The sequence below is a fragment of the Agromyces sp. H17E-10 genome (assembly GCF_022919715.1).
Lineage (GTDB): Bacteria > Actinomycetota > Actinomycetes > Actinomycetales > Microbacteriaceae > Agromyces.
Genome location: NZ_CP095042.1, coordinates 1231850 through 1248692, shown reverse-complemented (window position 1 = coordinate 1248692; position 16843 = coordinate 1231850). Strand labels below are relative to the sequence as shown.

15 protein-coding genes are annotated in these 16843 nt (G+C 71.4%); 9 read left to right on the top strand and 6 right to left on the bottom strand.

From position 1 onward, the window contains the following. Positions 1-77 precede the first annotated feature (77 nt). The 3 genes from MUN74_RS05690 to MUN74_RS05680 are packed head-to-tail and all read left to right on the top strand — an operon-like array spanning position 78 to position 2384. On the top strand, positions 78-737 hold the full coding sequence (locus MUN74_RS05690) for an amino acid ABC transporter permease (RefSeq protein WP_305038271.1): 660 nt from the start codon (positions 78-80) through the stop codon (positions 735-737). Further along, positions 724-1563, top strand: coding sequence for an amino acid ABC transporter ATP-binding protein (locus MUN74_RS05685; RefSeq protein WP_305038266.1), 840 nt, complete (start codon positions 724-726; stop codon positions 1561-1563). The genes MUN74_RS05690 and MUN74_RS05685 overlap by 14 nt, the downstream gene beginning before the upstream one ends. A gap of 26 nt (positions 1564-1589) precedes the next feature. After that, positions 1590-2384 carry a Pr6Pr family membrane protein gene (locus MUN74_RS05680; protein ID WP_244855459.1) on the top strand — a complete coding sequence of 265 codons (795 nt, stop codon included), beginning with the start codon at positions 1590-1592 and terminating at the stop codon, positions 2382-2384. On the opposite strand, the gene MUN74_RS05675 is transcribed toward MUN74_RS05680, so the two are convergent. The 3 genes from MUN74_RS05675 to MUN74_RS05665 form a co-directional block, all read right to left on the bottom strand. Continuing rightward, on the bottom strand, positions 2269-3840 hold the full coding sequence (locus MUN74_RS05675; RefSeq protein ID WP_244855458.1) for a flavin monoamine oxidase family protein: 1572 nt from the start codon (positions 3838-3840) through the stop codon (positions 2269-2271). The genes MUN74_RS05680 and MUN74_RS05675 overlap by 116 nt on opposite strands. A gap of 234 nt (positions 3841-4074) precedes the next feature. Then, positions 4075-5484, bottom strand: a complete 1410-nt coding sequence (locus tag MUN74_RS05670; protein WP_244855457.1) for an aspartate aminotransferase family protein — start codon at positions 5482-5484, stop codon at positions 4075-4077. 33 nt (positions 5485-5517) lie between these two features. Beyond that, complete coding sequence (locus MUN74_RS05665) at positions 5518-7068, bottom strand: CoA-acylating methylmalonate-semialdehyde dehydrogenase (protein WP_244855456.1); 1551 nt, start codon at positions 7066-7068, stop codon at positions 5518-5520. Between the two features lie 194 nt (positions 7069-7262). Between MUN74_RS05665 and MUN74_RS05660 the strand changes: the two genes are divergently transcribed. From MUN74_RS05660 to MUN74_RS05645, 4 genes are all read left to right on the top strand, one after another. Further along, positions 7263-8819, top strand: a complete 1557-nt coding sequence (locus MUN74_RS05660) for a PucR family transcriptional regulator (RefSeq protein ID WP_244855455.1) — start codon at positions 7263-7265, stop codon at positions 8817-8819. Between the two features lie 196 nt (positions 8820-9015). Further along, positions 9016-9474: a VOC family protein gene (locus MUN74_RS05655; protein WP_244855454.1), complete on the top strand. Its 459-nt coding sequence runs from the start codon at positions 9016-9018 to the stop codon at positions 9472-9474. Positions 9475-9484: 10 nt separating this feature from the next. Then, on the top strand, positions 9485-10219 hold the full coding sequence (locus MUN74_RS05650; protein ID WP_244855453.1) for a winged helix-turn-helix transcriptional regulator: 735 nt from the start codon (positions 9485-9487) through the stop codon (positions 10217-10219). Between the two features lie 104 nt (positions 10220-10323). Continuing rightward, positions 10324-10968, top strand: a complete 645-nt coding sequence (locus tag MUN74_RS05645) for a hypothetical protein (RefSeq protein ID WP_244855452.1) — start codon at positions 10324-10326, stop codon at positions 10966-10968. 56 nt (positions 10969-11024) lie between these two features. Here MUN74_RS05645 and MUN74_RS05640 read toward each other — a convergent pair whose 3' ends face one another. Genes MUN74_RS05640 through MUN74_RS05630 form a run of 3 tightly spaced genes read right to left on the bottom strand, consistent with a single transcriptional unit; the run spans position 11025 to position 14283 of the window. Then, positions 11025-12401, bottom strand: coding sequence for an NAD-dependent succinate-semialdehyde dehydrogenase (locus MUN74_RS05640; RefSeq protein WP_244855451.1), 1377 nt, complete (start codon positions 12399-12401; stop codon positions 11025-11027). Positions 12402-12445: 44 nt separating this feature from the next. Then, positions 12446-12835, bottom strand: a complete 390-nt coding sequence (locus MUN74_RS05635) for a cupin domain-containing protein (protein ID WP_244855450.1) — start codon at positions 12833-12835, stop codon at positions 12446-12448. Next, on the bottom strand, positions 12832-14283 hold the full coding sequence (locus MUN74_RS05630) for an NAD(P)/FAD-dependent oxidoreductase (protein WP_244855449.1): 1452 nt from the start codon (positions 14281-14283) through the stop codon (positions 12832-12834). Before MUN74_RS05630 ends, MUN74_RS05635 begins: the two co-directional genes overlap by 4 nt. 344 nt (positions 14284-14627) lie before the next feature. Between MUN74_RS05630 and MUN74_RS19350 the strand changes: the two genes are divergently transcribed. Beyond that, positions 14628-16220 carry a winged helix-turn-helix domain-containing protein gene (locus MUN74_RS19350; RefSeq protein WP_454665265.1) on the top strand — a complete coding sequence of 531 codons (1593 nt, stop codon included), beginning with the start codon at positions 14628-14630 and terminating at the stop codon, positions 16218-16220. Positions 16221-16318: 98 nt separating this feature from the next. Beyond that, on the top strand, positions 16319-16840 hold the full coding sequence (locus MUN74_RS19345) for a helix-turn-helix transcriptional regulator (protein ID WP_454665268.1): 522 nt from the start codon (positions 16319-16321) through the stop codon (positions 16838-16840). The last annotated feature ends 3 nt before the right edge of the window (positions 16841-16843 follow it).

The following is a 16843-nucleotide window of genomic DNA, read 5'->3' as shown; positions in this document are numbered from 1 at the left end:
GTTCCGCCCCCGGTTCCCGAGTGGAATCATGGGGTGACGCGGCATCCGCCGTCATCTCTTAAGGCGGTGAAGCGATGATCGACTGGCAACTCGTGGCCGACTCCTTCTGGCCACTCCTCCTGGGTGGACTGACGGGCACCATTCCCCTCGCGCTGGCGTCGTTCGCGCTCGGGCTCGTGATCGCGCTCGGCATGGCGCTCATGCGCATCTCGAAGAACCGGGTGCTCAACGGCATCGCGCGGTTCTACATCTCGGCCATCCGCGGCACGCCGCTGCTCGTGCAGCTGTTCGTGATCTTCTACGGGATGCCCTCGGTCGGCCTCACGATCGACCCATGGCCGAGCGCCATCATCGCGTTCTCGCTCAACGTCGGCGGGTACGCGGCCGAGGTGATCCGGGCGGCGATCCTCTCGGTGCCCAAGGGCCAGTGGGAGGCCGGGTACACGATCGGGATGTCACCCGGTACGACCCTGCGTCGGCTCATCCTGCCGCAGGCCGCACGCGTCTCGGTGCCGCCGCTCTCGAACACGTTCATCTCCCTCGTGAAGGACACCTCGCTCGCCTCGACGATCCTCGTGACCGAGATGTTCCGCGTCGCCCAGGAGATCGCCGCGTTCAGCCAGAAGTTCCTGCTCATCTACATCGAGGCGGCGCTCATCTACTGGATCTTCTGCTTCGTGCTCTCGAGCGCGCAGAACCTCGTCGAGAAGAGGCTCGATCGCTATGTCGCCAACTGACCGGGATGCCGCGGGCACGACCCCGCCCGCGGGCACCGACCCGCTCGCCCCCGCCGAGGCGCCCGACGACCGCGTGCTGCTCGAAGCACGAGGCATCCGCAAGTCGTTCGGCGACAACGAGGTGCTGCGCTCGATCGACCTCGAGGTGCGTCGTGGCGAGGTCGTCGTGCTCATCGGACCGAGCGGCTCGGGCAAGACGACCGTGCTGCGCTCGCTCAACGGCCTCGAGACCCCCGACGGCGGCACCGTGTCGATCGCTGGCGGGCCCGCGCTCGACTTCGGGGCGCCCGTCACCAAGGCCGAGCGCTACGCGCTGCGCGACCGGTCGGCGATGGTGTTCCAGCAGCACAACCTCTTCCCCCACATGACCGTGCTGCAGAACGTGATCGAGGGCCCGCTGCGCGTGCAGAAGGTGCCGCGCGCGCAGGCGGTGGCCGAGGCGACCGCCCTGCTCGAACGCGTCGGCCTCGCCGAGAAGCGCGATGCCTACCCGTTCGAGCTGTCTGGCGGCCAGCAGCAGCGCGTCGGCATCGTGCGCGCGCTCGCACTGAAGCCGCAGCTGCTGCTGTTCGACGAGCCGACGAGCGCGCTCGACCCCGAGCTCGTGGGCGAGGTGCTGCAGGTCATCAAGGAGCTCGCCGACGAGGGCTGGACCATGGTCGTCGTCACCCACGAGCTCGGGTTCGCCCGGCACGCCGCCGACGAGGTGCTGTTCATGGACGGCGGGGTCGTCGTCGAGCGCGGCGCGCCGAAGGAGCTGTTCGCCAACCCGCGCGAGGAGCGCACCCGCAAGTTCCTCGAGCGGATCCTGCGGCCGCTCGACTGAGCGCGCCCGCGGGATAGCGTGGAGGCATGCCCGCCCCGCCGTTCGAGAGCGACGCGGCGGTGGTGCGCGCGGTCGAGGTCCGCGATCGCCGCGCGCGGCGGGCACGCATCGCGCTCGGCGTCTTCCGGCTCCTGATCGCGGCGCTCGAGGTCGTCGCACTCATCGGCAACTTCCAGTACGTGCTCGGGTTCCGGTTCTTCGCGACCGCCAACTTCTTCAGCTACTTCACCGTGCAGTCGGCGTTCCTCGCGGTCGTGACGCTCGGCGTGGCCGGCGCGTTCGCCCTGCTCGCGACGCACGACCCGCCGTGGCTCGGCGTCGTGCGCACCATGGTGACCGTGTACGTGCTCGTCTCGGGCATCGTGTTCGCGCTCATCGTCACGCAGGCGTCGACGCGCGACTACCGGGTCGACGTGCCCTGGTCGGACACGCTGCTGCACTTCGTCGTGCCGTCGCTCGCCGTGATCGCGTGGCTCGCCGACAGCATCATCGGCGTGAACCCGCCGGTGCCGTGGTCGACGATCGGCTGGGTGCTCGTCTTCCCGTCGGCGTGGCTCGTCTACACGCTGTTCCGCGGTGCCGACGTCGGCTGGTACCCGTACTTCTTCCTCGACGAGGCGCAGGTGGGCGGCCCCGTGGGGGTGGCGTTCTACTGCGCCCTCGTGCTCGTGATCTTCGTCGCCCTGACGGCCGGGCTCGTCGCCGTCAACCGCTCGCTGTGGCGGGCGGCGGAGGGGCGAAGGGCACGAGATCGTCGAGCACCGCAGCCTGGAACGCCTGGTCGTCGAGGTCGTCGAGCAAGCGCGCCTGCGCTGCGCTGAGGATGCCGACGAGCACGGGCGGCCCGTTCGAGAAGGGGGCGTCGGCGTCGCCTGCGACGTCGTCCCCGTCGGCGGCGGGCTCGGCGAACCCGTTCGCGGCGCCCACGTCGATCCAGGCCGAGACCTGGGTGCCGACGCCGACGACGGTGTAGAGGTCGGGCACCGACGCGGATGCGTCGCCCGTCGTCTCGCCGGAGTCGGGCAGCTCGGGCCGCCAGAACGCCTCGTCGAACCGCAGCCAGACGAGGTCGACCGCGCCCGTGCGCAGCTCGCCGAGCGCGCGGAGATGCCCGGCCGGCAGCGGCGGGTCGAACGCGAATGCGTCGGACTGCAGCACACCGAGCGGCACGGCGACGATCGCGCGGTCGGCCGACACCGACTCACCGGAGTCGAGCCGCAGCGACACCCGCCGGTCGGTCGCGTTGAGCTGCGTGACCGCGCTGCCGACGGCGATGTCGAGCCCGTCGGCGAGCAGGTCGGTGACATCGGCGAGTCGACCCGTCACGAGTCGGCGCGGCGCCGCGGCGAGCCCGGCGAAGTCGGTGTTCGCCGACACGAGGGTCGACCCGGCACCCGTGAACGGCTCGACGCTCGTGCGCACGGTGTGGGTGAGCCACTCGCCCGGGTCGACGCCCTCGACCTCACCGCCCGTCGGCGGCAGCATCCCCGCGCCCATGAGCGCGGCCGCGAGCGAGACGTCGTCGGCCTGCTCGCCCGCCCACGCGTGCGCGGCCGCGACGGCGTCGGGGCCGGTCGCCGGCACCGTGACGGTGCGGCCGTCGAGCGTGCGGGTCTCGGTTCGCCGGTTGAACGGCACGGTCGAGACGGATGCCTCGTCGAGGAGCGCCGCGAGCGCGTCGTCGTCGTCGACGAAGAGGGCGCCGAGTTCGACCGGGCGCCCGAACGCGTCGTCGCCGACGCTCTCGATGCGGCCGCCGATGCGGGTGCGCGCCTCGACGACGATGACCTCGAAGCCGGCCCGGTCGAGCTCGCGCGACGCCGCAAGACCGGCGAGACCCGCACCGATCACGGCGACGCGTTCGCCGGGCTCGGCGATCGACATGAGGGATGCGGCGGCCTCGACGCCCGAGCGCAGGGCGCCCTGCAGGGTTCCGGGCGCGTCGGCGGAGCAGGCCTCGCCGGCGAACCAGATGCGGTCGCCCACGGGCTCGGCGAGCGACTGGCGCAGTTCGGGCGTCGTGTCGACGGCGCGGAAGCCGAACGCACCGCGGGCGAACGGGTCGGTCGCCCAGCGCGACCGGCGCATGGCGGTGGGCAGCGGTACGCCGCCGGGGGTCGCGGTCGGGGCCGGGGTCGACGGCGTCGCGGTCGGCGTGGGCGTCGGTCTCGGCTTCGGGCCGGTGCAGCTCGCGAGCACGACCGTCGCGGTGCCCGCGATCGCCGCGGCGAGGAACCCGCGCCGGCTCACGCCGCCCCCGTCAGCCCGCTGTCGCATGCTCTCAGGCTATCCGGGTGGGGTGGGTTGAGGAGCGACCGACGAAGGAGGCCGCGTCTCGAAACCAGGGGCGTGGGTTTCGAGACGGTCGCTGCGCTCCCTCCTCAACCCGCTCGACGTCGCGTCTCGCGGTTTCGAGACGGTCGCTGCGCTCCCTCCTCAACCCACCGGACCGGAAACGACGGATCGCCCGCATCCGTGGGGATGCGGGCGATCCGGTTCGGGCGATGCCGGTTACGCGGTGACGTACCCGTCGGCGACCGTGAGCGCCTCGTCGATGATGTCGAGCCCGCGCACGAGCTCCTCCTCGCTGATGACGAGCGGCGGGGCGACGTGCATCCGGTTGAAGTGGATGAACGGCCACAGACCCGCCTGCTTGCACGCGGCGGCCACGGCACCCATGGGCGCCGCGTCGGCCCCGCCCGCGTTGAACGGCACGAGCGGCTCGCGGGTCTCGGCATCCTTCACGAGCTCGATCGCCCAGAAGAGGCCGAGGCCGCGCACCTCGCCGACCGACGGGTGCTTCGCGGCGATCTCGCGCAGGCGCGGGCCGACGACGCGCTCGCCGAGGTCGCGCACCCGCTCGAGGATGCCGTCGCGCTCGAACACCTCGAACGTCGCGACGCCCGGGGCGCACGCGAGCGGGTGGCCCGAGTACGTGAGGCCGCCCTGGAACGCGACCGTGTCGAAGTGCGCGGCGATCTTCTGCGAGATCACGACGCCGCCGAGCGGCACGTAACCCGAGTTGACGCCCTTCGCGAAGGTGATGAGGTCGGGCGTGACGCCGAAGTGGTTCACGGCGAACCACTCGCCGACGCGGCCGAAGCCGACCATGACCTCGTCGGCGATGTACACGATGCCGTACTTGTCGCACAGCGCGCGCACGCCCTCGAGGTAACCGGGCGGCGGCACGAGCACGCCGTTGGTGCCGACGATCGTCTCCATGATGATGGCGGCGATCGTCGTCGCGCCCTCGAGCACGATGACCTGCTCGAGGTGGGCGAGCGCACGCTGCGCCTCGTCTTCGGGCGTGGTCGCGCCCCACGACGAGCGGTACTCGTACGGGCCGAAGAAGTGCGCGACGCTGCCGTCGCTCGGCTCGTTCGCCCAGCGGCGCGGGTCGCCCGTGAGCGAGATCGCCGTGGCGGTGCCGCCGTGGTAGCTGCGGTACATCGAGAGCACCTTGCGACGGCCGGTGACGGCGCGCGAGAGTCGCACGGCGTACTCGTTCGCGTCGGCGCCGCCGTTCGTGAAGAACACCTTGTCGAGGTCGCCGGGGGCGGCCTCCGCGATGCGGCGGGCGAGCTCGCCGCGCACGTCGGACGCCATCGAGGGCTGGATCGTCGCGAGACGACCGGCCTGCTGCTGGATGGCCTCGACGAGGTCGGGGTGCTGGTGGCCGAGGTTGAGGTTCACGAGCTGCGACGAGAAGTCGAGGTACTCGTTGCCCTGGTAGTCCCAGAAGGTGGCGCCCGCGCCGCCCGCGATGGGCAGCGGGTCGATGAGGGCCTGCGCGCTCCACGAGTGGAACACGTGCGCGCGGTCGTCGGCGCGCACCTGCGCGTCGGCGGCGGCGTCGGGCAGCTGGTGCACGTCGCCGTGGCGGTCGGTGTACGCCGGTCCGTCGATGAGGGTGTCGGTCATTTCGGATGCCTCGTTCAGTGGTTTCGCCGGGACTCAGTGGTTCTGGGGGAAGCCCAGGTTGATGCCGCCGTGGGTGGCCGGGTCGAGCCAGCGGCTCGTGATGGCCTTCTCGCGGGTGAAGAAGTCGAAGCCCTGCACGCCGTAGGCCTTCGAGTCGCCGAACAGCGACTGCTTCCAGCCGCCGAACGAGTGGTAGGCGACCGGTACGGGGATCGGCACGTTGATGCCGATCATGCCGACCTCGATCTCGTTCTGGAAGCGACGCGCGGCGCCGCCGTCGTTCGTGAAGATCGCGGTGCCGTTGCCGAACTGGCCCGAGTTGATGAGGTCGACGCCCTCCTGGAAGGACTCGACGCGCACGACCGAGAGCACCGGGCCGAAGATCTCCTCGGTGTAGGCGCGCGACGTGGTGGGCACGCGGTCGAGCAGGGTCGGGCCGAAGAAGAAGCCGTCCTCGTGGCCGTCGACCGTGAACCCGCGGCCGTCGACGACGATCTCGGCGCCGTCCTGCTCGGCGATGTCGACGTACGACGACACCTTGTCGCGGTGCACGCCCGTGATGAGCGGACCCATGTCGGGCTCGACGCCGTCCTGGCCGGCGCCGTTGCCGATGCGCAGCTTCGCGATGCGCTCCTTGACCTTCTCGATGAGTTCGTCGGCGACGGGCTCGACCGCCAGCACGACCGAGATGGCCATGCAGCGTTCGCCGGCGGCGCCGTAGCCCGCGTTGATCGCCATGTCGGCGGCGAGGTCGAGGTCGGCGTCGGGGAGCACGAGCATGTGGTTCTTCGCGCCGCCGAGTGCCTGGACGCGCTTGCCGTGCTTCGAGGCGGTCTCGTAGATGTACTGGGCGATCGGGGTCGAGCCGACGAACGAGATCGACTGCACGTCGGGCGAGGTGAGCAGGCCGTCGACGGCCTCCTTGTCGCCCTGCAGCACGGTGAAGACGCCGTCGGGGAGCCCGGCCTCCTTCCACAGCTCGGCCATCCACAGCGCGGCCGACGGGTCCTTCTCCGAGGGCTTCAGCACGACGGCGTTGCCCGCGGCGATCGCGATCGGGAAGAACCACATCGGCACCATGGCCGGGAAGTTGAACGGGCTGATGATGCCGACGACGCCGAGCGGCTGCTTGATCGAGTACACGTCGATGCCGGTCGAGGCGTTCTCGCTGAACGCGCCCTTGATGAGGCTCGGGAACCCGGTCGCGAGCTCGACGACCTCCTGGCCGCGCGCGATCTCGCCGGCCGCGTCGGAGAGCACCTTGCCGTGCTCGGCCGTGATGATCGCGGCGAGCTCGCCCTTGCGGGCGTTCAGCAGCTCACGGAACGAGAACAGCACCGACTGGCGCTTCGCGATCGAGTAGCCCGACCAGGTCTTGAACCCGGCGACGGCGGAGGCGATCGCGGCGTCGATCTCGGCCTGGTCGGCGAGGGCGACCTCGGCCTGCACGGCGCCCGTGGCGGGGTTGTACACCGGCGCCGTACGGCCCGACGTCGACGCGCGCAGCGCGCCGTCGATCCAATGGCCGATCACCTTGCCCTCGGGGGCGTTGGTCGGGGACGTGGCGGTCTCCGTGATGCTCATCGCAGCTCCTTCCAGCTGTCTCTTCGGGCCCGGTTCGGACAGAATGCCCGATGCTCGGCTAAGCTTCTGTCTCCCAGTGTCGCAGAGGTGGAGTAGGCGGAACCGTGGCAGTTCGTCGCGAAGATGAATCGATCCGAACGGATCGTCCGGTCGACCCCTCGGCGGTCGCGCCGACGGCGGGCGACGGGTCGGCGATGCCGACCGTGCGCGAGATCCTCGCCCTCCAGGCGTTCGCCGACGGCGTGCCCGAGGTGCTCGTCGGCGGCGACGCGCTCGACGCCCTCGTGCGGTGGGCGCACGTCTCCGACAGCGCCGGGGTCGCACGCCTCCTCGACGGCGGCGAGCTGCTGCTCTCGACGGGCTCGGGCTGGCCGACCGACCCGGCCGAGCTCGAGGGGTTCGTGCGCGGCCTCGTCGATGCGGGCCTCTCGGGCCTCGTGCTCGAGCTCGGCGCCCACTACCGGTACGTGCCCGCGGTCGTCGTCGAGGCCGCCGCGCAGCACGGGCTCGCGCTCGTCGCACTGCACCACGAGGTGAAGTTCGTCACCCTGACCGAGGCGGTGCACAGTCGCATCATCTCGGAGCAGACCGCGGCGCTCCGCGCGCGCGACGAGGTGCGCGAGCGGTTCACGGCGCTCAGCCTGCGCGGCTCGCCCGCCGACTACATCGTGCAGCAGCTCGCCCAGACGCTCGGCGCCCCGGTCGTGCTCGAGAACCTCGCGCATGAGGTCGTCGCCGCCGATGTGCCCGGCGGCGGCGAGGCCGAGCTGTTCGCGAACTGGGAGTCCCGCTCGCGGCATGCGCACGACGACGACACGCTGCTCATCGTCCCGGTCGAGGCGCGCGGCATCCGGTGGGGCCGGCTCATCGCGCTGCCCGGTCCGCAGCACCCGGCCGGGCGCACCGGCGTGCTCGAACAGGGTGCGATCGCGCTCGCGCTCGGCCGGCTCGCCGACGGCGCCGAGGTCGACGAGTGGGTGCGCACCGGACGGCAACGGCTCGTCGACGCCCTGCTCGACGGCCGGTTCACCGGGCTCCCGGCCGCGGTCGGCCGGCTCGCGGCCGCCGGCTTCCCGGTCGAGGATGCGACGCTGTACGGTCTCGTGGCGGCGGGCTCGCCGATCACCGACCGCGCGGTCGACGCGGCCGCCCGCGCCCTGGGCGGGCGGGCGCTCGCGGGAGTCGTACCCGGCGGCTCGACGCCGGCCACGATCGTGCTGCTCTCGCTGCCGGCCGGAGCCGTGCTCGACGACGACGGGGCACGCGGGTTCGCCCGGTCGGTCGCCGGCTCCGAGGTATCCGCCGAACGGATCGTGCTCGCGATCGGCTCGCGCGCCGCCGGGCTCGACGAACTGCTCGGCTCGGTGCAGGAGGCGCTCGACCTCGCGCGCGCGCCGGGCACTCGCGGTGCGCGGGGACCGGTACTGCGCCGCGCCGAGAACCGCCCGCTCGTGCGGCTCGTGACCTCGATGCGCGACGACCACCGGCTGCAGCGGCACAGCGAGCAGATGCTCGCCCCGCTGATCGAGTACGACCTCGCGCGCGGCGGCGACCTGCTCGACGTGCTCGCGGCGACGCTCGCGCACCCCGGCAACCGCACGGCCGCCGCGTCGGCGTCGCACCTCTCGCGCTCGGTGTTCTACCAGCGGCTCGCGCTCATCGGCGATCTGCTCGACGTCGATCTCGACGACGGCGAGACCCTGACGGCCCTGCATCTCGCCCTGCTCGTGCGGCGGAGCGGCTCACGCTAGGCACTGGCCCGCGGCATCCCGAATCGAGTGGGCAGAGATCGTCCGGATTCGCGCAATCCTGGACGATCTCCGCCCACTCGATCGAGTCGAGGGTCGTCATCGAAATCGTGTTTACTTGCTATTGACAAGTGAACTTGTTAAGAGCAAGCTGAGTCTCGCAAGGACGAAAACGACGACGATCCCGATGGAGGAGATCATGACCACGACCAGCATCTTCGTGAACCTGCCGACGACCGACCTCGAGCGCTCGAAGGCGTTCTACGAGGCCCTCGGCTTCAGCATCAACCCCGCCTTCACCGACGAGAACGCCGCGTGCGTCGTGCTCGACGAGAACATCTACTTCATGGTGCTCACCCGCGAATACCTCGGCACGTTCACCGACAAGCAGATCATCGACCCGAAGACCCAGGCGCAGACGAGCATCTCGTTCACCCGCGACTCGCGCGACGAGGTCGACGCGGTGCTCGTGAAGGGGCTCGCAGCGGGCGGCAGCGAGCCTCGCGAGGCGCAGGACTACGGCTTCATGTACTCGCGCGACCTCGAAGACCCCGACGGCAACATCCTCGGCTTCCTCTTCATGGAGCAGGCCGCGGTCGAGCAGGGCCCCGACGCGTACCTGGCCCAGCAGGCCGCCGGCGGCTCGGCCTCGGCCTGAGGCATCCCGCATGGCGACGCGCGCCGCTCGCGGCTACGGCCAGTACAGCGGCGTGGCACGGGCCCTCGAGCGGGTCGGCGAACGATGGGCGCTGCTCATCGTCCGTGACCTGCTCGGGGGCGCGCGGCGGTACAGCGACCTCAAGGCCTCGCTGCCGCGCATCCCGACGAACATCCTGAGCGACCGGCTTCGCGAACTCGGCGAGTCGGGGGTGATCCGGCGCGTGCCGATGGTGCGCGGCGGCTACGAGCTCACGCCGCTCGGGCGCGAGCTCGCGCCCGTCGTCGCCGCGCTCGAACGCTGGGGCTGGGCGGTGCTCGGCGACCCCGGCGACGGTGAGACGGTGAGCGCCGACTCCGTCGCGTTCGCCCTGCGATCGGCATTCCGGCCGGATGCCGCGGCGTCGATGCCGCCCACGGAATACGTGCTGCACCTGATCGACGAGGGCGCCGCCGACGCGGTGGTCGTCTCGGTGTCGGCGATCGTCGTGGGCGGCACGCTCGATGTCGCCCCGGTGGGTCCGGGCGCACTGCCGCAGCCGCGCCGGTCGGCGTTCGAGCCCGTGCCGCAGGCCGTGCTCGAACTCGAGCTCGCGCCAGGCCGGCTGCGCGCGCTGCTGGCCGGCGAGCCATCCGTGTCGAAGACGTTCGCAGGTGACACCGAGCTGCTCGCGCGATTCAGCGAGACGTTCCGCATCGAGTCGGCGGGGCCACCGCAGGGGGCGGCCGACGCGGCGGTCGCGTGAGGCGGGCGTTACCCAAGCGATACGGAGAACTCCTTCCTCTTGAAGTGAGCGGGCCGATACGTTGATCGGACGCGGCCGGGGGGCCGCGTGCACGAAGGAGACCCATGCCTCGCAACGTATCTTTCCTCCGATCGTGGGCCGGAGCGGTTCTCGCAGCGAGCGCAGCCCTCGCGCTCGTCGGGTGCGCGACGTCGGGCGACGCGACCGAGCCCGAGCCGACGGCCGCGGCCACGGCCGCGCCGACGCCGGTCGAGACGCCGACGGCCACGCCGGTCGCCGTCGACCCGGCCGATGTGTCGACCTGGCCGGTGACGCTCGACGGCATGGGACCGATCCAACGCGAGGCCGCCTTCGAGGAGACGCTCGCCGGGCTCACGGCGTTCGAACAGGCGGAATACTGCCCCGGTATCGTGCAGCTCTCGGCTGAGGGCGAAGCGACGATGCTCGCATACCATCTGCCGGACTCGGACGAGATCGCAGGGGTGTGGGCGATTGGACGGCCCGACGGCGATGGCGCCGTGCCGGCCTCGCCCGCGACCGAGGCCGGCATCCAGCTCGGCTCCACGATGGACGAGCTCGCCGCAGCCTACCCCGACCTCGTGCCGACGACCCAGCCCGCCGGGGAGTCGCAGGGTTACGCGGTCGGCGACAGTGCCGCCGGGTACATCAACTTCCTCGTCGAGTACGACTCCGTCGTGGTGATCGGCGTGCAGGCGCGGCCCGGTGTGCCGAAGGAGTTCTGCGGCTGACGCGAACGAACCCGCCGGCGATGACGCCGGCGGGTTCGTGTTCGGGAGCGTTCGGGCTACTTCGCGACGAACGAGAGCCGCTTGTTCGAGAACTCGCCGATGCCGACGGGGCCCATCTCGCGGCCGAAGCCCGAGCGCTTGACCCCGCCGAACGGCAGCTCGGCGGCCTCGGCCGCGATCGTGTTGACGTGCGTCATGCCGACCTCGAGACGCGAGGCGACGCGGGCCGCGCGTGCCTCGTCGGTCGAGAAGACCGAGCCGCCGAGGCCGAGCGCGCAGTCGTTGGCGAGCTCGAGGGCCTCCTCGTCGCTGTGCACCCGGTAGACCGTCGCTACCGGTCCGAAGATCTCCTCGCGGTACGACTCCGAGTCGCGCGGAACGTCGGTGAGCACGGCGGGGGAGTAGTACGCCCCGGGGCCGTCGGCGAGGACGCCGCCCGCCTGGAGCTTCGCGCCCTCGGCGATCGCCTTCTGCACCTGCGCGTGCACCGTCTCGGCGGCGGTGCGCGTCGACAGCGGGGCGTACTGGCCCTCGCCGAGGTCGAGCTGGTCGCCCGGCTCGAGGCCCGTCGCGAGCTTCGTCAGCTCGGCGACGAACTCGTCGTAGATGTCGTCCATGACGATCATGCGCTTGTTCGAGTTGCAGACCTGGCCGCCGTTGTAGACGCGGAAGTCCCACGCCGCCTTCGCCACGGAGGCCACGTCGTCGGCGTCGAGCACGACCATCGGGTCGATGCCGCCGAGCTCGAGCACGGCCTTCTTGAGGTGGCGGCCCGCCTGCTCGCCGATGATGGCGCCGGCGCGCTCGGAGCCCGTGAGCGAGACGCCCTGCACGCGCGGGTCGGCGATCATGGTCGCGATCTGGTCGTGCGAGGCGAACACGTTCTGGTAGCCGCCGACCGGAACGCCGGCCTCCTCCATGATCTCTTGGATGGTCAGGGCCGAGCGCGCGCAGATGTCGGCGTGCTTCAGGATGATCGTGTTGCCGAGCACGAGGTTCGGCGCCGCGAAGCGGGCGACCTGGTAGTAGGGGAAGTTCCACGGCATGACGCCGAGCAGGGTGCCCACTGGCAGCTGCTCGATGACCGCCTTGCCGGGGATCGTCGACGGGATCTCGTGGTCGGTGATGAGGCTCGGGCCGTACACCGCGTAGTACTCGATGATCGAGCGGGCGAACTCGACCTCGTCGAGCGACTCCGCGATCGACTTGCCCATCTCGACGGCGATGAGCCGGGCGAGCTCGTCTCGTCGCTCGTCGAAGAGCTCGGCGACGCGCTTGACCACGGCGGCGCGCTCCTGCACGCTGCGTTCGCGCCACTCGCGGTAGGCGGCATCGGCCGCCGCGAGCGTCTGCTCGATCTCGGCGTCGGTCGCCGACTCGAACGTCTCGACGATCTCCCCCGTCGCGGGGTTCTGCACCCGGTACTTGGCCATGTCTGCTCCTCCTGAAACCTGAATCCTGAAACGTGGAACGCGCCTCAGCGCGAGATGAACACCTTGCGGAGCGGTTCGCGGACCGTCCAGATCGTCTTCATGCCGGCCTCGAGGCGCACGACGGCTCCCGGTGCGAGCACGATCGGGTCGCCGGGGCGGCCCGTCGACGGCACGTGCTCGAACTCGACCGTCGCGGCGCCCGCGAGCACGACGAACACCTCGTCGACCTCGACGTCGCGCATCGCGCCGACCGACATCTCCCACACGCCGATCTCGCCCGCCGCCGACTCGTCGAGGGCGAGGTACGCCGTCGTCGGGCTGCCCGCGACGACCTGGTCGGCCGGCACCGGCTCGTGCTCGAGCGCCAGCCCCGGGGCATCCGTCACCGCACCGGCGAGAAGCCGCAGCACGTCGTCCTGCCCGTCGGCGCTCACGAGTCGAACCCCAGGCCGAGCGCGTCGAGCGTCTTCAGCAGCACGTTGCGCTTGCCGCGGTTGTGGTCGGCTCGGTCGAGCGACCAGCGCGTCGCGTTGATGCCCATGGCCGCCGCGGGCTCGGGCGGGAAGGGCAGCGGGCGTTTGCGCACCATCTCGAGCGTCGTGCGCTCGTTCTCGCGACCCTCGAGCAGGTCGAGCATGACCTCGCCCGCGAAGCGCGTCGAGCCCACGCCGAGACCGGTGAAGCCCTGGGCGTAGGCGACCCGGCCGTCGCGTGCGGTGCCGAAGAACGCGGTGAACTGCGTCGACGTGTCGATCGCGCCCGCCCACTGGTGGCTGAACTGCAGGCCCTCGAGCTGCGGGAAGGTCGTGAAGAAGTGGCTCGCGAGCTTCTGCCACGTCTCGGGACGGTTCTCGTACTCCTCGCGCACCTTGCGGCCGTAGTGGTAGATCGCGTCGTACCCGCCGAACAGGATGCGGTTGTCCTTCGAGAGACGGTAGTAGTGGAACTGGTTCGCCATGTCGCCGATGCCCTGGCGGTCGTTCCAGCCGATCGAGGCGAGCTGCTCGGCCGACAGCGGCTCGGTCATGAGCACGTAGTCGTAGACCGGCACGGTCATGAGCCGGTTGCGCTTGAGCAGCGACGGGAATACGTTCGTCGCGAGCACGGCGTGCTTCGCGTCGACGCGGCCGCCGTGGGTGACGACGCTGACCGCGCCCGTCGACCCGGGCGTCTCGAGGCTCCGCACGGGCGAGTTCTCGAAGATCTCGACCCCGCGCTCCTCGGCGACGCGGGCGAGCTCGGCGGCGAGGCGCGCCGGGTGCACCATGGCGTTGGTGCGCTTCTCCCACACACCTGCGAGATAGGTGGGCGAGTTGACGGATGCCCGTACCGCGGCCTCGTCGAGGAACACGACGTCGTCGCCCTCGCCGTGCTTCGCCGCCTCGTCGGCCCAGTCGCGCAGCCACTCGACCTGGTGCTCCTCGATGGCGGGGGCGAGCTGGCCGGTGCGCTCGAACTGGAAGTCCATGCCGTACTTCGCCTCGCTGGCCTCGATCTCGTCGAGGTTCTGCATGCCGAGGCGGTGGAGGATCTCCATCTCCTTCGGCCAGCGCGCCTGGCCGTTCTCGTCGCCGTGGGTGAGGCTCGCCTCGCAGAAGCCGCCGTTGCGACCCGAGGCCGCCCAGCCGATGCGCTTCGCCTCGACGAGTACCACCCGCGCGTCGGGGTTGCGCTCCTTCGCGAGGAGCGCGGTCCACAGGCCGGTGTAGCCGCCGCCGACGACGACGAGCTCTGCGACCTTCGTGCCGGCGAGCTTCGGCCGCTTCGGCTTGAGGGTGTCGGGCAGGTCGTCGCGCCAGAACACCGAGTGACCGGTGCCGGCGAGCGAGTGCTCGATGACGGATGGACTGGGGGTGCGTCGTTCGAAGACGGTGGTGCCCACGGGGTATCACTCCGATGCGATTGGTTGTCATCCATCCTGACGGCGTCGGGCCTCGGTCGCCACCGGCGTGTGTCGGGATCTGGCCGCGCGGCCGAACGACTTGTCCGGCGGCCCTGCGGCGCCGCACGCGTCCGCCGGACCACGCCCCGTGCCGACGCCGGTCGGCCAGGATTTCGGCCCGTGCCGGCGCGGAAGTCAGCGTACCCCCCGTTCGTGGGGCAAGGCCCTGAATTCTGCGAGATGTCGTGCCGAGATGTCCCCCATCCGTGCATAGACTCCCACCTATGGACGGTTTGACGGCCGTGGGGGAAACGTCATCGGGAGCGGGTCCGGAAGCCGTCTCGATGATCGAGCGGCCGACCCCGCTCGACGGGCACGTGCCGAAGTTCGCCCCGGCTCGAGCGCACGGTGCCACCGTGAGCCGACGCCGACTCATCGATCGTGCGCGCCGTTCGCACGCTCCCCTCGTGAGCCTCGTGGCTCCGGCCGGCTACGGCAAGACGACGCTGCTGCGCGAGTGGGCCGAGGTCGACGATCGCGCCCTCGTCTGGGTCTCGCTCGACCGGTTCGACGACGATCCGGCCGCCCTCGTCAACGTGCTCGCGGTCGCGTTCGAGCAGGCGATGCCGGGTGACGAGCGGCTCGCCGCGGTCGTCGCACTGCCCATGACCGGACGTGCCGTGCTCGGCGGAGCGGCACCCATGCTCGCCGCGGCGATCGAGTACGTCGGCACGTCGTTCGTGCTCGTGCTCGACGATGTGCACGAGGCCGGTTCGCCCGACTGCCAGGACGTCCTCGAGGTCGCCCTCGGCCGGATTCCGCTCGGCTCGCAGGTCGTGATGGCGAGCCGGCACGTGCCGCCGTTCCTCTCGCGCCTGCGCCTCGGCGGCGACGTCGTCGAGATCGGCGCCGATCACCTGCGACTCGACCTCGACGACGCCCGGCGGGTGTTCGACGTGCTCGACGTCGGCGCCGACGACGAGGTGCTCGAGCGGCTCGTCGCGCACACCGAGGGGTGGCCGACGGGCATCACGCTCGCCGCGCTCGTCGCGCGCGACGGCGGAGACCCCGTCGAGGTCGGCGGCGACGACCGGTTCGTGGCCGACTACCTCTATCGTGCGTGCTACTCGGCACTCGACCCCGACGACCAGGCGTTCCTGCGGCGCACCGCGCTGCTCGAACACCTCTCGGCCGGATGCTGCGACGCGGTGCTCGAGCGCAACGACTCCCGGGCCCGGCTGCGCGAGCTCGAGCGGCGGGGGCTCTTCCTGGTGCCGGTCGACCGGCGCCGCGGCGAGTACCGCTACCACCAGCTGTTCCGCGAGTTCCTGGTCGCGGAGCTCGACCGGGCCGAGCCCGGCGCCGACGTCGACCTGCATCGCCGCGCCGCGAAGTGGTGCGAGACGCATGACCACGTGCACCTGGCGATCGAGCACCTGCTCGCCGCCGGCGACCACGAGCAGTCGGTGCGGCTCGTCGCCGAGCGCGGCCTGACGGCGTATCAGGCCGGCGATCTCGCCGCCCTGACCCGGTGGATGGAGGAGCTCGGCGACGAGGCCATCGCCTCCTTCCCGCCGCTCGTCGTGCACGCGGGCCTGCGCGCCATCCTCGCCGGGCAGGCGGCGGAGGCCGACCGGTGGGCGAGGCTGTTCGACGGCATCGACTACGCCGGGCCCCCGAGTTCGGGCTTCCCCGCTTCGAGTCCGCGCGAGCGATGGTGCGGGTCATCATGTGGCGCGAGGGCCTGGCGTCGGCGACCGCCGACGCCGAGTACGCGCTCGGCGAGGAGTCGGCGTCGAGCATCTGGCGCGACCAGGCGCTGCATCTCGTCGGCTGGACGACGCTGCTCGGCGGCGACGTCGACCGGGCGGTCGAGCTGTTCGAGCGGGCGACGGCCCAGGCCGAACTGTTCGGCAACTCCGACACCATCATCCTGAGCGAGGCGGAGCTCGCGATCATCGCGTTCGAGCGGGGGGCGATCGCGGATGCCGCGACCCACGCGGACCGCGCGCGCGGCGTCATCGCCGCGAGCGGCATGCAGGGGTACGCGACCACGATGCTCGCCCTCGCCGTGAGCGCCCGCATCGCGATCAAGAGGCGCGACCTCGAGACCGCGGAGGGCCTGCTTGCGAGCGTCATGCGCGATCGAGGCCTGTGCACGCACGTGATGCCGGTGTTCGCCGTCAAGGTGCGGCTCGAACTCGCACGTGCGTTCGCCGCGCTCGGCCGGACGCCGACCGCCGCCCACCTGCTGCAGGAGATCGACGAGCTGATCCGGGCGCGGCCCGGCCTCGGCACCCTGGTCGACGAGGTCGCCGAGTTCCGTGGCTCGCTCGAGCAGTCGCGCGAGATGCTCGGCAACTCCCCGCTCACGCCCGCGGAGCTGCGGCTGCTGCCCTACCTGCAGACGCACCTGACGATCGGCGAGATCGGCGAGCGGTTGTTCGTGTCGCGCAACACCGTGAGTTCGCAGGTGGGGTCGATCTACCGCAAGCTGCAGGTCACGACGCGCGGTGCGGCCGTCGAGCGGGCCGGCGAGCTCGGCCTGCTCGGATGACGG

What these genes read in the sequence shown, in the direction of transcription:
- MUN74_RS05685 (WP_305038266.1), top strand. Translation starts at nt 724, where the DNA reads ATGTCGCCAACTGACCGGGATGCCGCGGGCACGACCCCGCCCGCGGGC.
- MUN74_RS05680 (WP_244855459.1), top strand. Translation starts at nt 1,590, where the DNA reads ATGCCCGCCCCGCCGTTCGAGAGCGACGCGGCGGTGGTGCGCGCGGTC.
- MUN74_RS05675 (WP_244855458.1), bottom strand. Translation starts at nt 3,840, where the DNA reads ATGCGACAGCGGGCTGACGGGGGCGGCGTGAGCCGGCGCGGGTTCCTC.
- MUN74_RS05670 (WP_244855457.1), bottom strand. Translation starts at nt 5,484, where the DNA reads ATGACCGACACCCTCATCGACGGACCGGCGTACACCGACCGCCACGGC.
- MUN74_RS05665 (WP_244855456.1), bottom strand. Translation starts at nt 7,068, where the DNA reads ATGAGCATCACGGAGACCGCCACGTCCCCGACCAACGCCCCCGAGGGC.
- MUN74_RS05660 (WP_244855455.1), top strand. Translation starts at nt 7,263, where the DNA reads ATGCCGACCGTGCGCGAGATCCTCGCCCTCCAGGCGTTCGCCGACGGC.
- MUN74_RS05655 (WP_244855454.1), top strand. Translation starts at nt 9,016, where the DNA reads ATGACCACGACCAGCATCTTCGTGAACCTGCCGACGACCGACCTCGAG.
- MUN74_RS05650 (WP_244855453.1), top strand. Translation starts at nt 9,485, where the DNA reads ATGGCGACGCGCGCCGCTCGCGGCTACGGCCAGTACAGCGGCGTGGCA.
- MUN74_RS05645 (WP_244855452.1), top strand. Translation starts at nt 10,324, where the DNA reads ATGCCTCGCAACGTATCTTTCCTCCGATCGTGGGCCGGAGCGGTTCTC.
- MUN74_RS05640 (WP_244855451.1), bottom strand. Translation starts at nt 12,401, where the DNA reads ATGGCCAAGTACCGGGTGCAGAACCCCGCGACGGGGGAGATCGTCGAG.
- MUN74_RS19350 (WP_454665265.1), top strand. Translation starts at nt 14,628, where the DNA reads ATGATCGAGCGGCCGACCCCGCTCGACGGGCACGTGCCGAAGTTCGCC.
- MUN74_RS19345 (WP_454665268.1), top strand. Translation starts at nt 16,319, where the DNA reads ATGCAGGGGTACGCGACCACGATGCTCGCCCTCGCCGTGAGCGCCCGC.